Source organism: Gemmatirosa kalamazoonensis, from assembly GCF_000522985.1.
GTDB classification, from domain to species: Bacteria; Gemmatimonadota; Gemmatimonadetes; order Gemmatimonadales; family Gemmatimonadaceae; genus Gemmatirosa; species Gemmatirosa kalamazoonensis.
In genome coordinates, this window is sequence record NZ_CP007128.1 from 415,932 (window position 1) to 435,353 (window position 19,422).

At 72.3% G+C, this 19,422-nt stretch carries 12 protein-coding genes; 2 read left to right on the forward strand and 10 right to left on the reverse strand.

Annotated elements, in window-relative coordinates; all coding sequences use genetic code 11:
* Positions 1-64: 64 nt before the first annotated feature.
* The 7 genes from J421_RS01875 to uxaC all read right to left on the reverse strand — a co-directional run bounded on the left by J421_RS01875 (position 65) and on the right by uxaC (position 10,880).
* Entirely contained in the window at positions 65-1,330 is a 1,266-nt protein-coding gene (locus tag J421_RS01875; protein ID WP_343123362.1) for an MFS transporter, read from the reverse strand.
* A gap of 108 nt (positions 1,331-1,438) precedes the next feature.
* Positions 1,439-2,479: a sugar kinase gene (locus tag J421_RS01880; RefSeq protein ID WP_104022132.1), complete on the reverse strand. Its 1,041-nt coding sequence runs from the start codon at positions 2,477-2,479 to the stop codon at positions 1,439-1,441.
* A gap of 152 nt (positions 2,480-2,631) precedes the next feature.
* Entirely contained in the window at positions 2,632-3,282 is a 651-nt protein-coding gene (locus tag J421_RS01885; protein WP_104022133.1) for a bifunctional 4-hydroxy-2-oxoglutarate aldolase/2-dehydro-3-deoxy-phosphogluconate aldolase, read from the reverse strand.
* A gap of 44 nt (positions 3,283-3,326) precedes the next feature.
* Positions 3,327-4,835, reverse strand: coding sequence for a tagaturonate reductase (locus tag J421_RS01890; RefSeq protein WP_025409467.1), 1,509 nt, complete (start codon positions 4,833-4,835; stop codon positions 3,327-3,329).
* Positions 4,832-6,415: a UxaA family hydrolase gene (locus tag J421_RS01895; RefSeq protein WP_104022134.1), complete on the reverse strand. Its 1,584-nt coding sequence runs from the start codon at positions 6,413-6,415 to the stop codon at positions 4,832-4,834. The genes J421_RS01890 and J421_RS01895 overlap by 4 nt, the downstream gene beginning before the upstream one ends.
* Complete coding sequence (locus J421_RS01900; RefSeq protein ID WP_104022135.1) at positions 6,408-9,428, reverse strand: PVC-type heme-binding CxxCH protein; 3,021 nt, start codon at positions 9,426-9,428, stop codon at positions 6,408-6,410. Before J421_RS01900 ends, J421_RS01895 begins: the two co-directional genes overlap by 8 nt.
* 33 nt (positions 9,429-9,461) lie before the next feature.
* Positions 9,462-10,880 (reverse strand): glucuronate isomerase, encoded by a 1,419-nt coding sequence (gene uxaC, locus J421_RS01905; RefSeq protein WP_025409470.1) that lies wholly within the window; start codon positions 10,878-10,880, stop codon positions 9,462-9,464.
* Between the two features lie 371 nt (positions 10,881-11,251).
* Here uxaC and J421_RS01910 point away from each other — a divergent pair, with 371 nt between their 5' ends.
* Positions 11,252-12,472 carry an ROK family transcriptional regulator gene (locus J421_RS01910; protein WP_025409471.1) on the forward strand — a complete coding sequence of 407 codons (1,221 nt, stop codon included), beginning with the start codon at positions 11,252-11,254 and terminating at the stop codon, positions 12,470-12,472.
* A gap of 274 nt (positions 12,473-12,746) precedes the next feature.
* A complete protein-coding gene (locus J421_RS01915; RefSeq protein WP_025409472.1) occupies positions 12,747-14,216 on the forward strand; it encodes a M28 family metallopeptidase in 1,470 nt (489 codons plus the stop codon).
* Positions 14,217-14,292: 76 nt separating this feature from the next.
* Here J421_RS01915 and J421_RS01920 read toward each other — a convergent pair whose 3' ends face one another.
* The 3 genes from J421_RS01920 to J421_RS01930 all read right to left on the reverse strand — a co-directional run bounded on the left by J421_RS01920 (position 14,293) and on the right by J421_RS01930 (position 19,255).
* Entirely contained in the window at positions 14,293-16,080 is a 1,788-nt protein-coding gene (locus J421_RS01920) for a thiamine pyrophosphate-requiring protein (protein WP_025409473.1), read from the reverse strand.
* A gap of 164 nt (positions 16,081-16,244) precedes the next feature.
* The gene (locus J421_RS01925) at positions 16,245-18,905 is read right to left on the reverse strand and encodes an ABC transporter permease (RefSeq protein ID WP_104022136.1); all 2,661 of its coding nucleotides are present in this window, start codon (positions 18,903-18,905) and stop codon (positions 16,245-16,247) included.
* Positions 18,906-18,910: 5 nt separating this feature from the next.
* Positions 18,911-19,255, reverse strand: coding sequence for a PadR family transcriptional regulator (locus tag J421_RS01930; protein WP_025409475.1), 345 nt, complete (start codon positions 19,253-19,255; stop codon positions 18,911-18,913).
* Positions 19,256-19,422: the final 167 nt, after the last annotated feature.

Genomic DNA, 19,422 nt, shown 5'->3' on the forward strand with positions numbered 1-19,422 from the left:
AGGGGCTCGTTGCCCTCCCCTGCGTTCTCTGCGTCCTCTGCGGTTCAGAAGCCGAGCACCGTCGTCACGCCGCCTCGAGCCGCGCCTGCTGCAGCCGCGGCACGAGCAGATGGATGACGAGCAGCGCCGTCAGATACGCGAAGCCGCACATCAGGAACACCGGCGTGTAGTTGCTGCCGTTGTTCTGCAGGATCCAGCCGGTCAGTCGCTGGAACCCGAAGCCCGTCAGCGCGCCCGTGAAGCCCCCGATGCCGACCACCGAGCCCACCGCCTGCCGCGGGAACATGTCGCTCGCCAGCGTGAAGATGTTCGCGGACCACCACTGGTGGGCCGCCGCGGCGATGCCGACGATGCAGATCGCCGTCCACATCCCGTCCACGCGCGGCGCGAACATCGTCGGCACGATGATCGTCGCGGCGATGAGCATCGTCGTCTTCCGTCCGGCGTTCACCGACCATCCGCGCTTGATGAGCGCGCCCGACAGCCAGCCGCCGAAGATCGACCCGAAGTCCGCGATGAGATAGATCACCACCAGCGGCGCGATGAGCTGCGAGAGCTTCAGCCCGAACCGCGCGTCGAGGAACTTGGGGAGCCAGAACAGATAGAACCACCAGATCGGGTCGGTCATCCCCTTGCCTAACGCGAACGCCCACGTCTGGCGGTGCTTCAGCAGCTCCGTCCACCGCATCCTCACCGCCCCGGTCGGCGGCTGGTCGCTCGTGATGTACGCCCGCTCCCCGGCCGAGAGCCGCGGGTGCTCCTGCGGCGGGCGGTAGATCACGAGCCAGAACACGAGCCACGTCGCGCTCAGGAGGCCCGTCCAGATGAACGCCGCCCGCCAGCCGAAGGCCGACGCGATGATGGGCACCATGATCGGCGCCACGATGGCCCCGACGTTCGTCCCCGCGTTGAAGATCCCCGTCGCCAGCGCGCGCTCGCGTGCCGGGAACCACTCCGCCACCGTCTTGATCGACGCCGGGAAGTTGCCCGACTCGCCGAGCCCGAGCCCGAAGCGCGCGAGGCTGAACTGGAACGCGTTGCGCGCCAGCGAGTGCGACATCGCCGCGACGCTCCAGATCACGATCGCGATCGCGTAGCCGGCGCGCGTCCCCACCTTGTCGAGCAGCCGCCCCGCGAACAGGTAGCCGAGCGCGTAGGCCGCCGTGAACCACGACACGACCGCGCTGTAGTCGGTCTCCGACCAGTGCAGCTCGCGCTGCAGCACCGGCGCCAGGATGCCGAGCACCTGGCGGTCGATGTAGTTGATCGTCGTCGCGAAGAACAGCAGCGCGCAGATCGTCCAGCGGTACCTGCCGATCTTCTCGGCCATCCCCGAGCCCGGGCGGAAGCCGGGCGGCGGGGCCTGGCCGGGCGTCGTCGCCTCGCGCGCGGTGCGTGTCGCCATGTCGTTGCCTCGAAGTGGGGAGCCGATCGTAACCTACCGCTGGACGCGGCCGCTCGCGTCGCCCTTCATGAGCGCCTCCACCTCCGGCACCGTCACCCGGTTGAAGTCGCCGTTGATCGAGTGCTTGAGACAGCTCGCCGCCGTCGCGAACTCCAGCGCCTGCTGGTCGTTCGGGTAGCTGAGCAGCCCGTAGATCATCCCGCCCGCGAACGAGTCGCCGCCACCGACGCGGTCCACGATGTCGGTGATGTCGTAGTGCTTGCTCATCAGGAACTCGGTCCCGTTGTGCATGCACGCCGACCAGCCGTTGCGGTCCGCGCTGTGGCTCTCGCGCAGCGTGATGACCTGCTTCTTCAGGTTCGGGAACTCGGCGAGGACCTTCTTCGCCATCGCCTCGTACTTCTCCGTGTCGAGCTGCCCGGAGTGCACGTCGACGTCGTCCATCTTGACGCCGAGCGACATCTGGCAGTCTTCCTCGTTCGCGATGCCGACGTCGACGTGCTTCACGAGCTCGCGCATCACCTCCGGCGCCTTCTTGCCGTACTTCCAGAGGTTCTTGCGGTAGTTGTAGTCGCAGCTCACGGTGACGCCCTTCGCCTGCGCCGCCTTCGCCGCCTCGATGGAGAGGTCGGCCGCGCTCTGCGACAGCGCCGGCGTCACGCCGCTGACGTGGAACCAGCTCGCGCCGTCGAAGATCGCGTCCCAGTCGAAGTCGCCGCTCTTCGCCGACGCGATGCTCGACCCCGCGCGGTCGTACGTCACCTTCGACGGGCGCTGGTTCGCGCCGGTCTCCAGGAAGTAGATCCCCATGCGGTCGCCCTGGCGCTTCACCGCGCTCGTGTCGACGCCCCACCGGCGCAGCTCACCCACGCACGCGTCGCCGATGTTGTTCGACGGGATGGCCGTCGCGAAGCGCGCCTGCAGCCCGTAGTTGCACAGCGACACGGCGACGTTCGCCTCCGCGCCGCCGAACGTCGCCTCCAGCACCGGCGACTGGAACAGCCGCTCGAACCCGGGCGACTTCAGTCGCAGCATCACCTCGCCGAACGTGACCACCCGCTGGGGTTGGGCCATTGTATTCGTGCTCCTCGAGAGAGATTGATCGTTGCGATGTGGGACTCGGGGCGAGGCGACTACTTCTGGGGATCCAAGTGCGATCGGTTGGATCTCTGGATCCTTTCAATCGCCGTTGGATCCCCAGCGAGTCCTCGCCTCGACCCTCCAGCCTATCGAACCACCTCGACGGCCTGACGCGTCGCCTCGCGAATCCTGTCGAACGCCTTCGCGGCGATCCAATCGTTCGGCGCCATCCACGAGCCGCCGCACGCGACCACGTTCTTCATCGCCAGGTACGCGCCGATGTTCGAGGCGTTGATGCCACCCGTGGGCATGAACTCCACCATGTTGTACGGCGCGCTGATGGCCTTCAGGTAGTTCACGCCGCCGGCCGGTTCCGCGGGGAAGAACTTCAGCGTCTTCAGCCCCTTCGCGAGCGCGGCCTCGACGTCCGTCGGCGTGCAGACGCCGGGGTACACCGGGATGTCGTGCTCGAGGCAGTAGTCCACCACCGCGGGGCTGAACCCCGGCGCGACGATGAAGTGCGCCCCCGCCGCCTTCGCGTCGGCGGCCTGCTGCGGCGTGAGCACGGTGCCGGCGCCGGCGAGCATGTCGGGGTTCTCGGCGCAGATGCGCCGCAGCGCCTCGCCGGCGGCCTTCGTGCGGAACGTCACCTCCGCGCACGCGAGGCCGCCCTCGGTGAGCGCCGCCGCGAGCGGCACGGCGTCCTCAGCGTCGTTGATGACGATCACCGGAACGATCTTCGTCTGCCGCAGGCGCGCCAGCACGGTGGCGTCGGTCGATGCGAGCGTCGTGGCCATGGTTCGGAGTGTCTCGTTGCTCGTGTTGGTCGTCCGCAGATGATTCATTCCGGTCGGGCCGGCGCCGCGAGCAGCGCCTCGAGCGCGGCCGGCACGCCGTCGCGCAGCATGCCTAACAGCGACGCCGTCACCGACACGCCGAAGCTGGGCACCGCCGTCAGATCCGTCGACCACAGCGCCACGTCGGAGAGGACGCACCGCACGAGCTCCGCGGCGATCTCGTCGCGGCGGTCGTCGGGGATCGCACCGGCGGGCGCGAGGCCGGCCCACGCGGCGCGCACCGGGCCCGCCTGGTCGTCCGTCTTGCGCAGCGCGTCGTGCTCGGGGCGCTGGAGCAGCAGGTACGCGGCGATGCCGAAGGCGAGCGCCGGTGGGGCCGCGCCGTGCGCGGCCGCGTACCGCTCGATCGTCGGCACGAGCCGCACGCGCGTCTTCATCGTCGCCTGCAGCGTGATGTCGACCAGCGCGTGGCGGATGAACGGGTTGGAGAACCGATCGAGCACGTCGCGCGCGAACTGCTCCGCCCCGGGCGCCGGCACCGTCGGCGCGATCTCGTCGAACATGAGCCGCTTCACGAGCCGGCCGACGAGCGGATGCTCCACCGCCTCGCGCACCGTCTCGCACCCGGCGAGCAGCGCCGCCGGCACGAACGCGGTGTGGGTACCGTTCAGCAGCCGCACCTTCAGCTCGCGATACGGCGTGATGTCGTCCGTGACGACGATGCCCGGGTCCGCGTCGGCGAAGCCGAGCCGCGCCTTCAACGCGGCGTCGCCGCGAATCGCGAACAGGCGGTACGGCTCGCACGTCGTCAGCAGGCCGTCGTCGTAGCCGAGCGTCTCGCGCAGCCGCTCCGCCTCGGCGCCCTTCGGCGCGCCCGGCACGATGCGGTCGACGAGCGTGTCGCAGAACGGCACCGCGTCGAGCCACGCCAGGAACCGCGCGTCCAGCCGCCACCGCTCGGCGTGCGCGCGCACGATCGCCTTCAGCTTCGCCCCGTTGTCCTCGATCAGCTCGCACGGCACCACCACGACCGACCGCGCGGGGTCGTACTCGAACGCCGAGGCGCGCTCGTACAGGAAGCGCGCGAGCTTCGCGGGGAACGACTTCGGCGGCGACATCTCGAACGCGTCGCTCTCGTCGAGCACGATCCCCACCTCGGTCGTGTTCGAGAACACGAGCGCCAGCTCCGGCGACCGCGCGACGGCGAGGACCGCGTCCCATTCCGCGTTCGCCGACAGGGCACGGCTGACGCTCGACACCACGCGCGTGTCCTGGGCGACGGCGCCGTTCACGACGCCCTGCGACACGAGCGTGTACAGGCCATCCTGCGCCTCGAGGATCTCGTCGCGCCCGCTGCCCGTGGATCCGACGGCGACGATGCGCCCGTCGAACGTTCCCTGCCGGTTCGCCGCGTCGACGAAGAAGTCGATGAAGCCGCGGAGGAACGCGCCGGTGCCGAACTGCACCGCCTTCTCCGGAAGCTCCAGCAGCCGCCGGTCCGCGTCCGGGACGAGCGAGCGATTGAGACGCGGCAGCGTGGTCGTGTCGGTCACAGCGTGACTCCCTCCTTCCAGATCGCGATCTCGCGGTAGCCGTGCTTCTCGTTGTTCGCCTTCACGCGGCCGCTCGCCACGTCGATCACGAACGCGAGCAGCTCGTCGGTGAGCTGGTCCATCGTCGCCGTGCCGTCCAGCAGGCGGCCGGCGTTGAAGTCGATCCAGTGCGGCTTGCGCTCGGCGATCGGCGAGTTGGACGAGACCTTCACCGTGGGCACGGGGAAGCCCAACGGCGTGCCGCGTCCCGTCGTGAACAGCAGCACCGTCGCGCCGCTCGCCGTCATCGCGGTGCTCGACACGCCGTCGTTCCCCGGCGCCTCCAGCAGCGAGAGCCCGCCCGGCGCGGCCCGCTCGCCGTAGCGCAGGATGCGCGTCACCGTCGCGCGCCCGCCCTTCTGGATCGCGCCTAACGACTTCTCCTCCAGCGTCGTGAGGCCGCCCGCCTTGTTCCCCGGCGACGGGTTCTCGTAGACGGGCTGGCCGTGGCGGATGAAGTACTCCTTGAAGTCGTTCACCATCGACACGAGCTCGTCGAACACCTCGCGGCTCGCGGCGCGGTCGAGCAGCACCTGCTCGGCGCCGAACATCTCCGGCACCTCGGTGAGGATCACGCCGCCGCCCATCGCCGTCAGGCGGTCGGCGAGACGGCCCAGCAGCGCGTTCGCCGTGATGCCGCTGAAGCCGTCCGACCCGCCGCACTTGTGGCCGATCACGAGCTCCGACACCGGCACCGGCTCGCGGCGGTCGTGCTTCATCTCCGCCACCAGCTCGCCGATGAGCTCCACGCCCGTCTCCAGCTCGTCGACGACGTCCTGCGAGTTGAAGAAGCGCAGGCGGGAACGATCGACGCCCTCGGCAACACCCAGGAAGCTCGCCATCTGGTTGTTCTCGCAGCCGAGTCCGAGGACCAGCACGCCGCCGGCGTTCGGGTGCCGCGCGAGGCCGGCGAGCACCTTCTGCGTGTTCTTCAGATCGTCGCCGAGCTGCGAGCAGCCGTACGGGTGCGAGAACGAGAACACGCCGTCGATCTCGCCCGCGTACCGCTCGTTCGCCAGCTTCGCGATGCGCTCGGCGGCCGTGTTCACGCAGCCGACGGTGTTGATGATCCACACCTCGTTGCGCGTGCCCACGCGGCCGTCGGGGCGGCGGTAGCCGTCGAACGTCGGGATCGTGCCGGCGCTCGCGTTAGGCGCGGTGGCCCCGTGGTATTCGTACGTCTCCGCGCCCGACAGGCGCGTCGCCATGTTGTGCGAGTGGATCCACGCGCCGGCGGCGATCGGCGCGGTCGCGGCGCCGATCGGCATGCCGTACTTCACCACCGCCTCGCCGGCGGCGATGTCGCGCAGCGCGATCTTGTGACCGGCGGGCACGTCCTCCGCCAGCGTCACGCTCGCACCGGGCACGTCGACGCGCGTGCCGGCGGCGAGCGGCCGCACCGCCACGGCGACGTCGTCGCTCGGATGCACGCGCACCGCATCGGGCGCGCCCGGCGGAAGCTCCGTCGGACGCCCGACCCCCTGCTGCTGCGCGCGGTCGAGCACACGCTCGCTCACGCCGATGGTCACCGGTTCAGTCATGTCCGCTCCCGAGTGATGCCAGATACTCGACCACGTCGACGAGCTGCTGCTCGGTGAGCGACCGCGCGAGCCCCTCGGGCATCAGCGAGCGGTCGAGGGTCTCGCGCGACGCGATCTCGGACTTCCTGTACTTCGTGGTGATGCCCGGCCCGACGCGCAGCGCGATCTCGTCGGCCGTCTCGCTCGCCACGATGCCGACCGCCTGCGATCCATCGCGCAGCCGCAGCACGGTGCCCTCGTAGCCGAACGCGATCCCCGAGCTGGGGTGCAGGACCGCCGTGTACAGCGCGGGCTTCGCGAGCTTGCCGCCGATCGCGGAGAGTCCGGGGCCGAACACCGGCGCCGCGCCGCGCGTCGTGCTGTGGCACGTCGCGCACGTGCGCTGGAACGCGACGCGTCCGCGCGCCGCGTCGCCGGTGCGCACGGCGAGCGCCTCGAGCGGCGGCAGCGTGCGGCCGTCGGCGGTCGTCAGCGCGGGCGCGCCGAAGAGCTTGATCGCCGCGTCGCGGACCTGCGGACGCCACGACGTGCGCAGCAGGTCGGCGACGGTGGCCTTCATGTCGTCGGGCAGCTTCCCCTCCTGCGCCACCTTCAGCAGGCGCACCGAGCCGCCCCACCCGGGCGCCCACATCCGCGCCGCCGCGAGGCGCAGCGCGAGCGGACGCGCGCGGTCGAGCGCGACCTCCTCCACGTACGCGTCGGCCGCGCTTCCGCCCGCGCGCCCCACCACCGTGAGCGCGGCCACCGCGCGATCGGGGTCGTCGCCCTCGACGAGCGCGCGGAACGGCGCGACGCCGCTGCGGCGCAGCACGACACGCGCCGCCTCCACCCCCTCGCTGCTCTCCGGCGTCGCGAGCGCGAGCTGCAGCAGCTCGTCCGCGCGCGCGGGGTCGCGCACGTCGTACTTGCGCACCAGCTCCACGTACTCCTGCGTGCCGCGCGTGGCGTCGAGCGCGCGGTCGAGCGCCGCGCGCAGCCGCGCGTCGGCCGCCACGCCGCCGGTGTCGAGCGCCGCGAGCACCAGCGTCGTGGTCGTCCCGTCGGCGCCGTCGAGCAGCGAGAGCAGCGTACGCTGGCGGGCGTCGCTGCGGCGCTGGAAGTCGAACGCGCGGAAGTAGCGGAGCCGCTCCGCCGCCGGCGTGCGCGGGTCGCGGATCAGCGCGGCGAGCAGCGGCAGCGCCGAGTCGGTGCGCGCGCGCCAGACGACGTCGCGGCCCGCGGGCGTGTTCCACCCGTCCCCAGCGGCGTGCCGCCACGCCGGGAAGAACCGGTCCCACTGCTCGTCGGCGCCGATGCCTAACGCTTCCAGGTACCAGCGATCGCGTCCGTCGTGCTGGAGCGCGAGCGCGACCCACAACCGCTCGGCCTCCACGCTCCGCTCGCCGCGCAGCGCGAGCGCCACCTCGCGCCGCACCTGCGGCGACGGGTCGCGCACCAGCTTCGCCGCGACGGCGAGCGGGTCGCGGTCGTAGCGGCGCGCGGCGCGCAGCGCGGTGATGCGGAGGTCGGGGTTCGTATCGGCGAGCGCAGCGCCGATCCACCTCGCGCCGGCGTCGCCGGGGAGCGCGGCGAGCAGCCACAGCGCGCGGGCGCGCCGCCGCGGGTCGGGCGCCGTGCGCCACACGCCCGCGAGTTGCGGCTCGGCCGCGGCGCCTAACGACGCGAGCTTCGCGTGCGCGAGCTGCCGCGCGGCGTGGTTCGGGCTCGCGAGCGCGGCGACCGCGCCGGCGGCGGTCGACAGGTCGGGCGGCGTCACGCGGTAGCGCGCCCCGCGCGGCGCGAGGCGGATGACGCGCCCGTGCGAGAGGTCGCCCACGTCGTGGCCGCCCACCCCCGGGTCGTACCAGTCGGCGACGAACAGCGAGCCGTCGGGGGCCGCGGCCACGTCCACGGGGCGGAACATCGCGTCGGTGGTCGACTTCAGCACGTCGACCGAGCGCGCGGCGTAGCCCGCGCCGTCGCGGCGCACCGGGTACGCGCGCACCACGCTGGCGCCCGCGTCGGCGTGGATCATCGCCCCGCGCAGCGGCGCCGGCAGCAGCGCGCCCTCGTACACCATGATCCCCGACGGCGCGCCCGCCCCCGTGTAGAGGAGGTTAGGCACCACGCCGGGGTCGTTCTGGTGCCAGTGCCGCTTCGGGATCTCCGGCTCGACGTTCGTGCGGTGCGCCGACCACCCCGCGCCGGTCATCTCGTCGGTGAAGCCGAAGTTGCCGTGCTCCATCACGTAGTTGATGCGCACGGCGCGGTTGCCGTCGTCGTCGTTGTCGCTCTGCCACAGCGTGCCGTACGCGTCGACCGCCACCTCGTACGGGTTGCGGAAGTTGTGGGCGAGCACCTCGACGCCGCTCCCATCCGGCTCCGCGCGGAGCACCATCCCCTGACGGTACGGCGTTCCCTCGCTCGTCACGCGGTTCCCCGCGCGGTCGACGATCACGTTGCCCCGCGGATCCTTGAGGACCTTGCTCGCGTTCCCGACGTTGAAGTAGAGCCGCCCGTCGGGACCGTACGTGAACGCGTGCACGCCGTGGTCGCTCTCTTCGGGCGACAGCGTGTACAGCACCTCCTTCTTCTCCGGCCGGTCGTCGCCGTCGGCGTCGGTGAAGACGAACACGTGCTCGTACGCCGACACGATGACCTTGCCGCCCAACACGGCGATCCCGAGCGCCGCGTCGACGTCGCGCCCCTGGTAGAACACCGTCTCCTTGTCGGCGCGGCCGTCGCCGGTCGTGTCCTCGAGAATCAGGATGCGGTCGCCCTCCGGCCGCACCGGGTTCTCGGGGTGCATCGCCGTGCGGTAGTTGAACCCCTCCAGCACCCACACGCGCCCGCGCGCGTCGACGTCGAGGTCCGTGGGGTTCGTGAGCATGGCCGAGTCCGCGAACACCACGGCCTCCAGCCCCGGCATCGCCGCCACGCCCGGCATCGGCGTGCCGGTCCACACGACCGTGGCCGCCGGCAGCGCGGCGACGAGCGCGCCCAAGGCGGCGCGGCGTGGCAGACGGTGAGGCATGGCGAGGCTCCGTGCGGAGGCGGGCGGCGCTTGTTACGTCCGGTCGAACTTATAGGTCGTGCGGGCCAGGTCGTAAGCGAGGGCGCGGGCGAGCTCGCGGGCGTCGGCGAGGTCGAGCTGGTGGCGCGCGACGAGCCCGGCGAGCCAGTTCGCGTCCACGCGCCGCGCCAGATCGTGCCGCGCCGGGATCGAGCAGAACGCCCGCGTGTCGTCGTTGAACCCCACCGTGTTGTAGACCCCCGCCGTCTCCGTCACCTGCTCCCGGTAGCGCCGCATCCCCTCCAGGCTGTCGTGGAACCACCACGCCGGCCCGAGCTTCAGCGCCGGATAGTGCCCCGCCAGCGGCGCCAGCTCCCGCGCGTAGGTCGTCTCGTCGAGCGTGAACAGGATCAGCGTCAGCCGCGGATCGTTGCCGTGCGCGGCCAGGAGCGCCTGGAGGTTGCGCGTGTACTCGGTGGCCACCGGGATGTCGGCGCCCTTGTCCGGGCCGTAGCGCGCGGCGATCGGCGCGTTGTGGTCGCGCCAGCTGCCCGGATGGAGCTGCATCACGAGCCCGTCCTCGGTCGAGAGCCGGGCCAGCTCGATCAAGAGGTGCGCCTCGAACGTGCGCTGGTCGGCCGCCGTCGCCTCGCCGCGGCGGGCCTGCTGGAAGAGCGCCTCCATCGTCTCCGGCGTCTGGCGCGCGGTCCACGGCTCGAGCACCGCGTGGTCGGTGGCGGTCGCGCCGAGCGCCTGGAAGTAGCGCCGGCGTTCGGCGAGCGCGGCCAGGAACGCCTCGAACGACGTGATCGGCGCGCCGTGCGCCCGCTCCAGCGCCGCCAGCTCGTGCGGCCACGACGGGCGCGCGATCCGCAGCACCGCGTCGGGACGGAACGTGGGGACCACGCGACGCGCGCCGTAGGCCCAGTCGCTCGCCCGGATCGCCTGGTGATGCGGCAGCAGGTCGCTCGCCGCGTCGGTCGTCGCGAGCACCTCGATGTCGAATCGCTCGAACAGCGCGCGGGGTCGGAACTCGGGGCTCGCGAGCTTCTCGGCGATTTCGTCGTACACCCGGTCGGCGGTCTCGCCGGTGAGCTTCACCTTCACGCCGAACACGTCGTGCAGCTCGGCGTCGATCCAGATCCCCGTGGGGGTGCCGCGGAACAGGTAGTAGTGGCTCGCGAACACCCGCCAGATCATGCGCGGGCTGCGCTCCTCGACCGTCCCGTCGCGCGTCGGGATGCCGAGCGCCTCCATCGGGACGCCCTGGGAGTAGAGCATCCGGAAGATGTAGTGGTCGGGGATGACGAGCAGCGCGGTCGGCTCCGGGAACGCGTCGTTCGTGGCGAGGATCGCCGGATCGACGTGGCCGTGCGGGCAGATCAGCGGGAGCGTGCGCGTCTCCTCGTACAGCGCGCGCGCCACGCGGCGAATGGCGGGATCCGGATCGAAGAAGCGGTCCGGGTGGAGCACGAGCGGCGACGCGACGGGGCCGCGGGCGACGCTGCTGCCGTTGGTGCCGTTGGTGCGACCGGCGGCGGCCGGCCGGGCGCTGTCGACGACGTTTTGCTCGGACAACGAACAATCTCCTGGGGAGCCCCGCGCACCGGGACCGCGGAGGGACGACAGCGGCGCGGCAGGGCGCGAACGGCGCCGCGCGGCGGAGCGGCGGATCTTCGAGCGGGAGCGACCGGTGACCGACTGGCGCTGGACGAATCGATGCGGCCGCCCAATATTGTTCCTGGTCGGAACAAAAGGGCACGTCAGTCTATGACGGAACGCCCCCCGCCGCAATACACCGCAACATCGGGGGCGTACCTCCAATTCGGCAGCCCGGACACGCCATGCGTAAGATCGACACCCGTCGCTTCGTCCGCGCCACCCGCTCCACCCCGCGCGAGATCAATCGGCAGATCCTGCTGAACCTCGTCCGGGAGCACCAGCCGATCTCGCGCGCCGACCTCGCCCGCCGCATGGCGATCGGCCGCGGCATGGTCACCGCGCTCGTCGACGAGCTGCTCGACGAGGAGTCGATCTACGAGGGCGCCACCGTCGACGCCCCGCGCGGCCGCAAGCCGAAGATGCTCTACGTCCGCACCCGCGACCGCCTCGTCGTCGGCGTCGACGTCCGCTTCTCGCGCACCTACCTCATGCTCGGCGACTTCGGCGGCACGCCCGTCGCCACCGAGTCGTTCGACACGCTCGTCGAGCCGACGGCGCTCGTCGAGGCGCTCGTCACGCGCATCCGCCGGCTGCTGCGCGAGCACGGCGCGGTCGGCCGCTGCGAGGGGATCGGCCTCGTCGTGCCGGGCATGGTGGACCAGCGCACGGGGCGCGTCCTGAACTCCCCGCAGCTCGGCTGGCGCGACGTCGACGTGCGCGACGCGATCGCCGCCGGCACGGGGCTGCCGGTGTTCATCGAGAACGCGCCGATCGCCTGCGCGCTCGCCCACATGTGGCTCGGCCAGCACGGCGTCGAGCCGACGAGCGACTTCGCGTACGTCACCGTCTCCGACGGCGTCGGCGTCGGCGTGGTGGTGAACGGCCAGGTGGTCCGCGGCCAGGGCAACACGGCGGGCGAGTTCGGCCACATCCCGATCGCGCTCGACGGCCCGACCTGCCTCTGCGGCTCGCAGGGCTGTCTCGAGGCGTACACCTCGAACCTCGCGACGCTGAAGCGCTACCTCGGCCGCGACCTCTCGCCGGCGCAGACGCGCGACCTCCTGCGGTCGAGCGGCCTCACGGTGAACGACGTCCTCGCCCGCGCCCGCGCCGGCGAGGCGCGCGCTGGCGCCGCGCTCGACGAGACGGCGCACTTCCTCGGCGTCGGCCTCGCGACGGTGATCAACGCGCTGAACCCCGCCCAGATCATCGTCGGCGGCGAGCTCACCGCCGCGTGGGACCGCATCGCGCCGATCGTGCACGCCGAGGTCGCGAAGCGCGCGCTGACGCTCGCCGCGAGCGCGACGCCGATCATCCCCGAGGCGGCCGGCGTCTCGCCGCGCCTCCGTGGCGCGACCGCGCTCGTGACGGCGCCCGTCTTCGCGGCGCCGCAGGTGGCGTAGGCTTCTACTGTGTGATCGAACCGCAGAGGACGCGGAGGGCCGCAGAGAACGTCACTGCTTTTTTCAACCACGGAGGACACGGAGGACACGAAGGAAACCAATTGAAGTGGTTCTCCTCCGTGTCCTCCGTGTCCTCCGTGGTTCAATTCAAGAAGGGCAGGAAGAGGCAGTCCTCTGCGGCCCTCCGCGTCCTCTGCGGTCAACTCATACGGCCAAAGCAGTTCTCCGCGTGATTCTGCCAGTGGCCCGTCCCGCGGCGCGACTATCTTTCGACATGACTCGATCTCTTTCCATCGCGGCGCTGACGACGCTCGCCGCATCGACCCTCGCCGCGCAGACGCCTAACGCGCCGGCGCGCGCCGCGCAGCTGCACGTCGGCAGCGACACGGTCGCCGGCGCCCTGCCCCCGGTCACGCCGGGCCCGACGATCGCCGCGTACCAGGCCACGGTCGACCGCATCGTCGACGCGGCGGTGAAGGACAGCACGGCGTGGAAGCGCATGGCGGAGCTCACCGACACGTTCGGCCCACGGCTCGCCGGCTCCGACGCGCTGGAGAAGGCGCTCGACTGGGTCCTCGCGCGCATGAAGGACGACGGGCTGCAGAACGTGCGCGGCGAGCCGGTGATGGTGCCGCACTGGGTGCGCGGCGCCGAGTCGGCGGAGCTCGTGACGCCGACGCGCCGCAAGAGCCTCACCATCCTCGGCCTCGGCGGCACCGTCGGGACGCCGCCTAACGGCATCACCGCGCCGGTCGTCGTCGTCTCCGACTTCGACGAGCTGCAGCGCCGCGCGGCGGACGTGAAGGGGAAGATCGTGCTCATCGACGCGCCGTTCGTGAGCTACGGCGAGACGGTGATGTACCGCGCGCTCGGCGCGTCGCGCGCCGCGAAGCTCGGCGCGGTCGCCATGCTGCTGCGCTCCGTGGCGTCGTACTCCATGAACACGCCGCACACGGGCGGCCTGCGCTACGACAGCACCGTCGCGCGCATTCCCGCCGCCGCGGTGACCGTGGAGGACGCGATGCTCATGCACCGCATGCAGCAGCGCGGCCAGCCGATCACGGTCACGCTGAAGCTCGGCGCGCACGTGCTCCCCGACGTGCCGTCGAAGAACGTCGTCGGTGAGCTGGTCGGCCGCGAGAAGCCCGACGAGATCGTGATCGTGAGCGGGCACATGGACTCGTGGGACGTCGGCCAGGGCGCGATGGACGACGCGGGCGGCGTCGCGGTCTCGTGGGAGGCGGTGAAGCTCCTGAAGCGACTCGGGCTCACGCCGCGCCGCACGATCCGCGTCGTCGGCTGGACGAACGAGGAGAACGGCGCGCGCGGCGGCCAGGGCTACGCGAAGGCGCACGCGGCCGAGGCGGCGAAGCACGTGTTCGCGATGGAGTCCGACAACGGCGCGTTCCGGCCGTTGGGCATGGGCGTCACGGCGAGCGACTCCGCCGTCGCGATCCTGCGCCAGGTCGGCGCGCTGCTCGGCCGCATGAACGCCGCGGCGCTGACGTTAGGCGGCGGCGGCACCGACGTCGGTCCGCTCGCGCAGCTCGGCGTGCCGGTGGGCGAGCCCGAGGTCGACGGCTCGAAGTACTTCTGGTTCCATCACACGAACGCCGACACGCCCGACAAGCTCGATCCGGCCGACATGGCGAAGCTCGTCGGCGTGATCGCTGCGTATGCGTACGTGATCGCCGATCTACCCGAGCCCCTCCCGCGCGGGACGCCTCGCACCTCGTCGAGATAGCGTGGAGCGTGGAGCGTGGAGCGAACTATCTCCTCCACGCTCCACGCTCTACGCTCCACGCTCTACGCTCCACGCTCTACGCTCTCTGTGCGATCTCCTGGCGCTGCATCTGCTCGAGCACCGCGGCGGCGTCCGGATCCTCGGCGAGCGCCTTCGCCAGCGTGTCCTCCTGCTCCGGCTTCAGCGTCGGCGGGAACGTCGGCACGTCGGCGCTCACCACGGCGTCGATGACGAACGGGCGGTCGGCGGCGAGCGCCCGGCCCCACGCCGCGCCCACGTCCTCCGGCCGCTCCACGCGCACGCCGCCGAGGCCTAACAGCTTCGCGTAATCGGCGTAGGGCACGTCGGGCAGGTCCTGCGACGCGGGGAACTTCGGCTCGCCCTCCATGAGCCGCTGCTCCCACGTCACGAAGTTCAGGTCGCGGTTGTTGAAGACGCACACCACGAGACGTGGGTCCGCCCAGCGCCGCCAGTGCTTCGCGACGTCGACGAGCGCGCTCAGGCCGCTCATCTGCATCGCGCCGTCGCCGACGAGCGCGATCACGGCGCGGTCGGGGTGCGCGAGCTTGGCGGCGGTCGCGTACGGGATCGCGCATCCCATCGTCGCGAGGCCGCCCGAGACGGAGAACTGCATGCCGCGCCGCAGCCGCACGTGCCGCGCGGCCCACATCGTCGACGACCCCGAGTCGGCGGTGAGGATGCAGCCGTCGGGGAGGCGTTGCATCAGCTCCAGCGCGAGCCGCTGCGGGTTCACCGGCGCGGCCTCGGTCATCGCGTGCCGGTCCGCGGCGTCCCATGCGTCGCGCGTCCACGCCTCCACCTGTGCGCGCCAACCGTCGTTAGGCCGCAGCAGCGGCAGCAGTGCGCGCAGCGTCTCCGCCGCGTCACCGGCGAGCGGCACCTCCACCGGATAGCGCAGCGCGAGGTTGCGCGGCGCGACGTCGATCTGCACCCCGCGCGCCTGCCCCTCCTCCGGCAGGAACTCCGTGTACGGGAACGACGTGCCGACCATGAGCAGCGTGTCGCACTCGCGCATCATGCGGTTGCTCGCCGCGGTGCCGAGAAAGCCCACCGAGCCGGTCACGTTCGGCAGGTCGTCGGGCACCGCGTCCTTGCCGAGCAGCGCCTTCGCGACGCCGGCGCCCAATCGCTCGGCGACGGCGAGCACCTCGTCGCCCGCGCCGCGCGCGCCGGCGCCGATCAGCATCGCGATCTTCCGTCCCGCGTTCAGCACGTCGGCGGCGCGGCGCAGGTCCTCGTCGCGCGGCACGAGCCGCGGCGGCAGCCAGCCGGGCGCCGAGTGTTGCTGCCCGTGCTCGTGCGGCGGCACCTCGACGGCGGGCTTCTTCTGCACGTCGTGCGGCACGATGATCGCCGTCACGGCGCGCTCGCCGGCCGCGATGCGGAACGCGCGGTCGACGACGTGCCGCAGCTGCTCCGGCGTCGCGAGCACCTCGACGTACGCGCTCGCGACGTCCTGCAGCAGCGTGTGCAGGTTCGTCTCCTGCTGCTCGCCGCCGCCGAGCCCCGTCATCGCCTGCTGACCGACGATCGCGACCACCGGCACGTGGTCGAGCTTCGCGTCGTAGAGCCCGTTCAGCAGGTGGATCGCCGCCGGCCCGCCGGTGCACAGACAGACGCCGACCTCATTCGTGAACTTCGCGTGCGCGGTCGCCATGAGCGACGCGAGCTCCTCGTGCGCGACCTGCACGAACTCGAGCGGCGCGCCGGGCTCGCCCGCTCCCACGCGATGCAGCGCACCGATGACGCCGTTGATCGCGTCGCCGGAGTAGCCGAAGATGCGGCGCACGCCCCACGCGCGCAGCCGCTCCACCATGTGGTCCGCCACCGTCTTGTTCGCCATGGCCCGGCGGGAGGCAGACGGCGTACCAGCAGGTGCTGATGCGGCGGCGCTGAAACGGCGGCGCTAGGACTGTCGGTTCTGGAACGGCGGCGCTGGTGACGCGTGGTATCAGCGCCGCCGCATCAGAGCCGCAGCATCAGCGCCGCCTCACCAGCGCCGAATCATCAGTCTGCCTTTATCGTCCTCGCCGGATCGACGAGCGTCGCGCGGTGCGCCGGCACCAGCGTCGCGACGGCGGCGATGGCGAGCAGCAGCGCCGCCGCGCCGACGAACGTCGCCGGATCGGCCGGCGTCACGCCGTAGAGCAGGCTCGCGATCACCGTGCGCAGCGCCCACGCGCCGGCGAGCCCGATCGCCACGCCCACGCCGGCGAGCGGGATCGCTTCGGCGACCATGAGCCGCAGCACGTCGTCGCGCTGCGCGCCGAGCGCCATGCGGATGCCGATCTCGCGCGTGCGACGCGCCACCGCGTACGCGATCACGCCGTACACGCCGACCGCCGCGAGCCCGAGCGCGACGACGCCGAACAACGTGATGAGCAGCGTGTTCGTGCGACGCGGCGCCACGGCGGCGGCGACCACGTCGGACATCGGCCGCACGTTGAACACCGCCTGCGCGGGATCCGCCGCGCGCACCGCGTCGCGCAGCCGGCGCGCGAGCACGTCCGCCGACGCCGGGCCGCGCGCGACGAGCGCGACGTTCTGCGGCGGCGAGCGATCGATCGACAGGTACATCTGCGGCGGCGGTGCATCCTCCACCGATCCGGCGCGCACGTCGCCCACGACGCCGACGACGACGAGCGTGTCGCGCCCGAACGCGACGAGCTTGCCGAGCGCGTCCTCGCCCGGCCAGTAGACCTTCTCCATCCGATCGCTCACGACGAGCTCCGCGCGGCGCGTGGAGTCGAGTCCCGCGGCGAGCGTGCGGCCGCGCAGCAGCGGGATGCCGGCGGCGCGGAAGTAGTCGGGGCTCACGATGTTCTGCGACGCGAACACCATCTCGCCCGCCGGCTGCGGTCGGCCGACCGCCGTGACGTTGATCCCGATGCCGCGGTTGGGGCTGAGCGGCAGGTTGTTCACGAACGCCGCCGCCTGCACGTCGGGCATCGCCGCGAGTCGCGCGAGCACGTCGGCAAGGAAGCGTCGGCTCGCGGCGGGCTGCCGGTAGCGCGCGTTCGGGAGCGACAGCTCGAGCGTCGCCGCGTGCTCCGCGCGCACGCCGATGTCGGTCGCCAGCAGCGCGTCGAAGCTGCGCAGCATGAGACCCGCGCCCACGGCGAGCATGAGGGCGAGCGCGAGCTCGGCGACGACGAACGCCTGCCGCAGCCGCGCACCCTCGCGCGGCGCGGTGCCGCCCGGCGCGCCGGCCTTCACCGTCTCCGCCGCGTCCGCGCGCGACGCGCCGATCGCCGGCCACAGCCCGAAGCCGAGCCCCGTGAGCAGCGCGACGCCGAGCGAGAAGCCGAGCACGCGGAGGTCGACGCGCGGCGGCGCCGTGCCGGCGAGCGCCGACGGCATCAGGCTGCCTAACGCACCGAGCCCCGCGAACGCGAAGGCGACGCCGAGGGCCGCGCCGGCGAGCGCGAGCAGCGTCGACTCGACGAGGAGCTGGCGCACGAGCCGCCCGCGCGTGGCGCCCAACGTCGCGCGCAGCGTCATCTCCGCGCGGCGCGCGGCGGCGCGCGACAGCAGCAGGTTCGCCGCGTTCGCGCACGCGACGAGCAGCACCATCGCTGTCGCCGCGAACAGCACGAGCAGCGCAGTACGCCGCCGGCCCACGAGCGCCTCGCGCAGCGGCCGCGCGAGCGAGTCGGCGGCGAGGCGCGGCATGCCCGGGCCGCCGGCGTGGCGATACGCACGCACGAGCGCGAGCATCCGCTCCCCCGCCGCGTGCGCGGTCACGCCGGGCGCGAGGCGCGCGATCACGCGCGTCGGCATGAACTGGCGGAACGGCTCCCACCGCGCGAGCGACATCGGCTCGGTGAGCGGGAGGTAGATCTCCGTCTGCTCGGGGAACGCGACTCCGGGCGGCATGACGCCGACGACGCGGTGCGGCACGTCGTTCAGCCGCACCTCGCGGCCGATCACCGCGGGGTCGCCGCCGAACTGCCGCCGCCACAGCGCGTCGGACAGCACCGCCGCGCGCGGTCCGTCGGGCGTCGCCTCCTCGACGGTGAAGCCGCGCCCGCGCGCCGGCGCTCGGCCGATCGTCGCGAAGAAGTCGCGCGTCGCGAGCGTGACGCGCACGCGCGCGGGCTCGTCGCCGCCGGTGAGATTGAGCCCACCCGGCGCGTACGCCGCGACCGCCGCGAACACGCCGCGCAGCGCGCGCACGTCGGCGATGTCGGGCGCCGCTTTCGGGACGCCCGCCGGGCGCGCGAACTCGCGCACGGGGATGTCGACGTCGTCGACCATCACGAGCCGGTCGTCGCGCAGGAACGGCAGCGGCCGCAGGAGCGCGGCGTCGACCGCGCTGAACATCGCGGCGGCGGCGCCGATGCCCAACGCGAGCACGAGCGTCACCGCGCCGGTGAACGCCGGCTGCTGCCACAGCTTGCGCGCGGCGTAGCGCAGGTCCTGCAGGAGCGTCTCCATCGACTCGGCTCTCCTCGCTCGGCGTTGCAGGTCGTGGTCGTGCGTGCGGAGCCAGTCGCGCACGCGGTCGACGTCGCCGAAGCGCGCGCGGGCCAGGCGGCGCGCCTCGTCCGGCGGGTGGCCGCGCGCCACGAGGTCGGCGGCGCACGACTCGAGGTGGAAGCGCAGCTCGTCGTCCACGTCGGCCTCGACGTCGGGGCCCCAGAAGCGGAGCACTCGGCGCAAGCGCATCGGCGTCAGAGCACCGACGGCTCGGCGCGCAGCACCTGCGTCACCGCGCGCGAGAACTGCAGCCACGTCGACGCGTCCTCGCGCAGGTGCGCGCGGCCGGCGCGGGTGAGCGCGTACCAGCGCGCGCGCCGATTGTTCTCGGTGATCGCCCAGCGCGACGAGATGAGCCCGCGGTCCTCCAGGCGCCGCAGCGCGGGATACAGCGAGCCCTCCTCGATCTGCAGCACGTCGCCGGTGACGTCCTGCACCCACCGCGCGATGCCGTAGCCGTGCAGCTCCTGCACGACGAGCGCCTTCAGGATCAGCAGTCCGAGCGTGCCCTGGAGCAGCGCTCCCTGGTCGCGTGCCACCCGCGCCTCCAATCGTGGTTCGCGGGCAACGTATCGCCGCTCACATAGTCTTGCAAGGTGAACGACCGGTGCGATCCCGACTGCGCCAGCGGCGCGGACGGCGCCGCGCACGCGGCTGCGATGCGGCGCCGACGATACTGCGCCGTGAAGCGCAAACGACGTTTCAC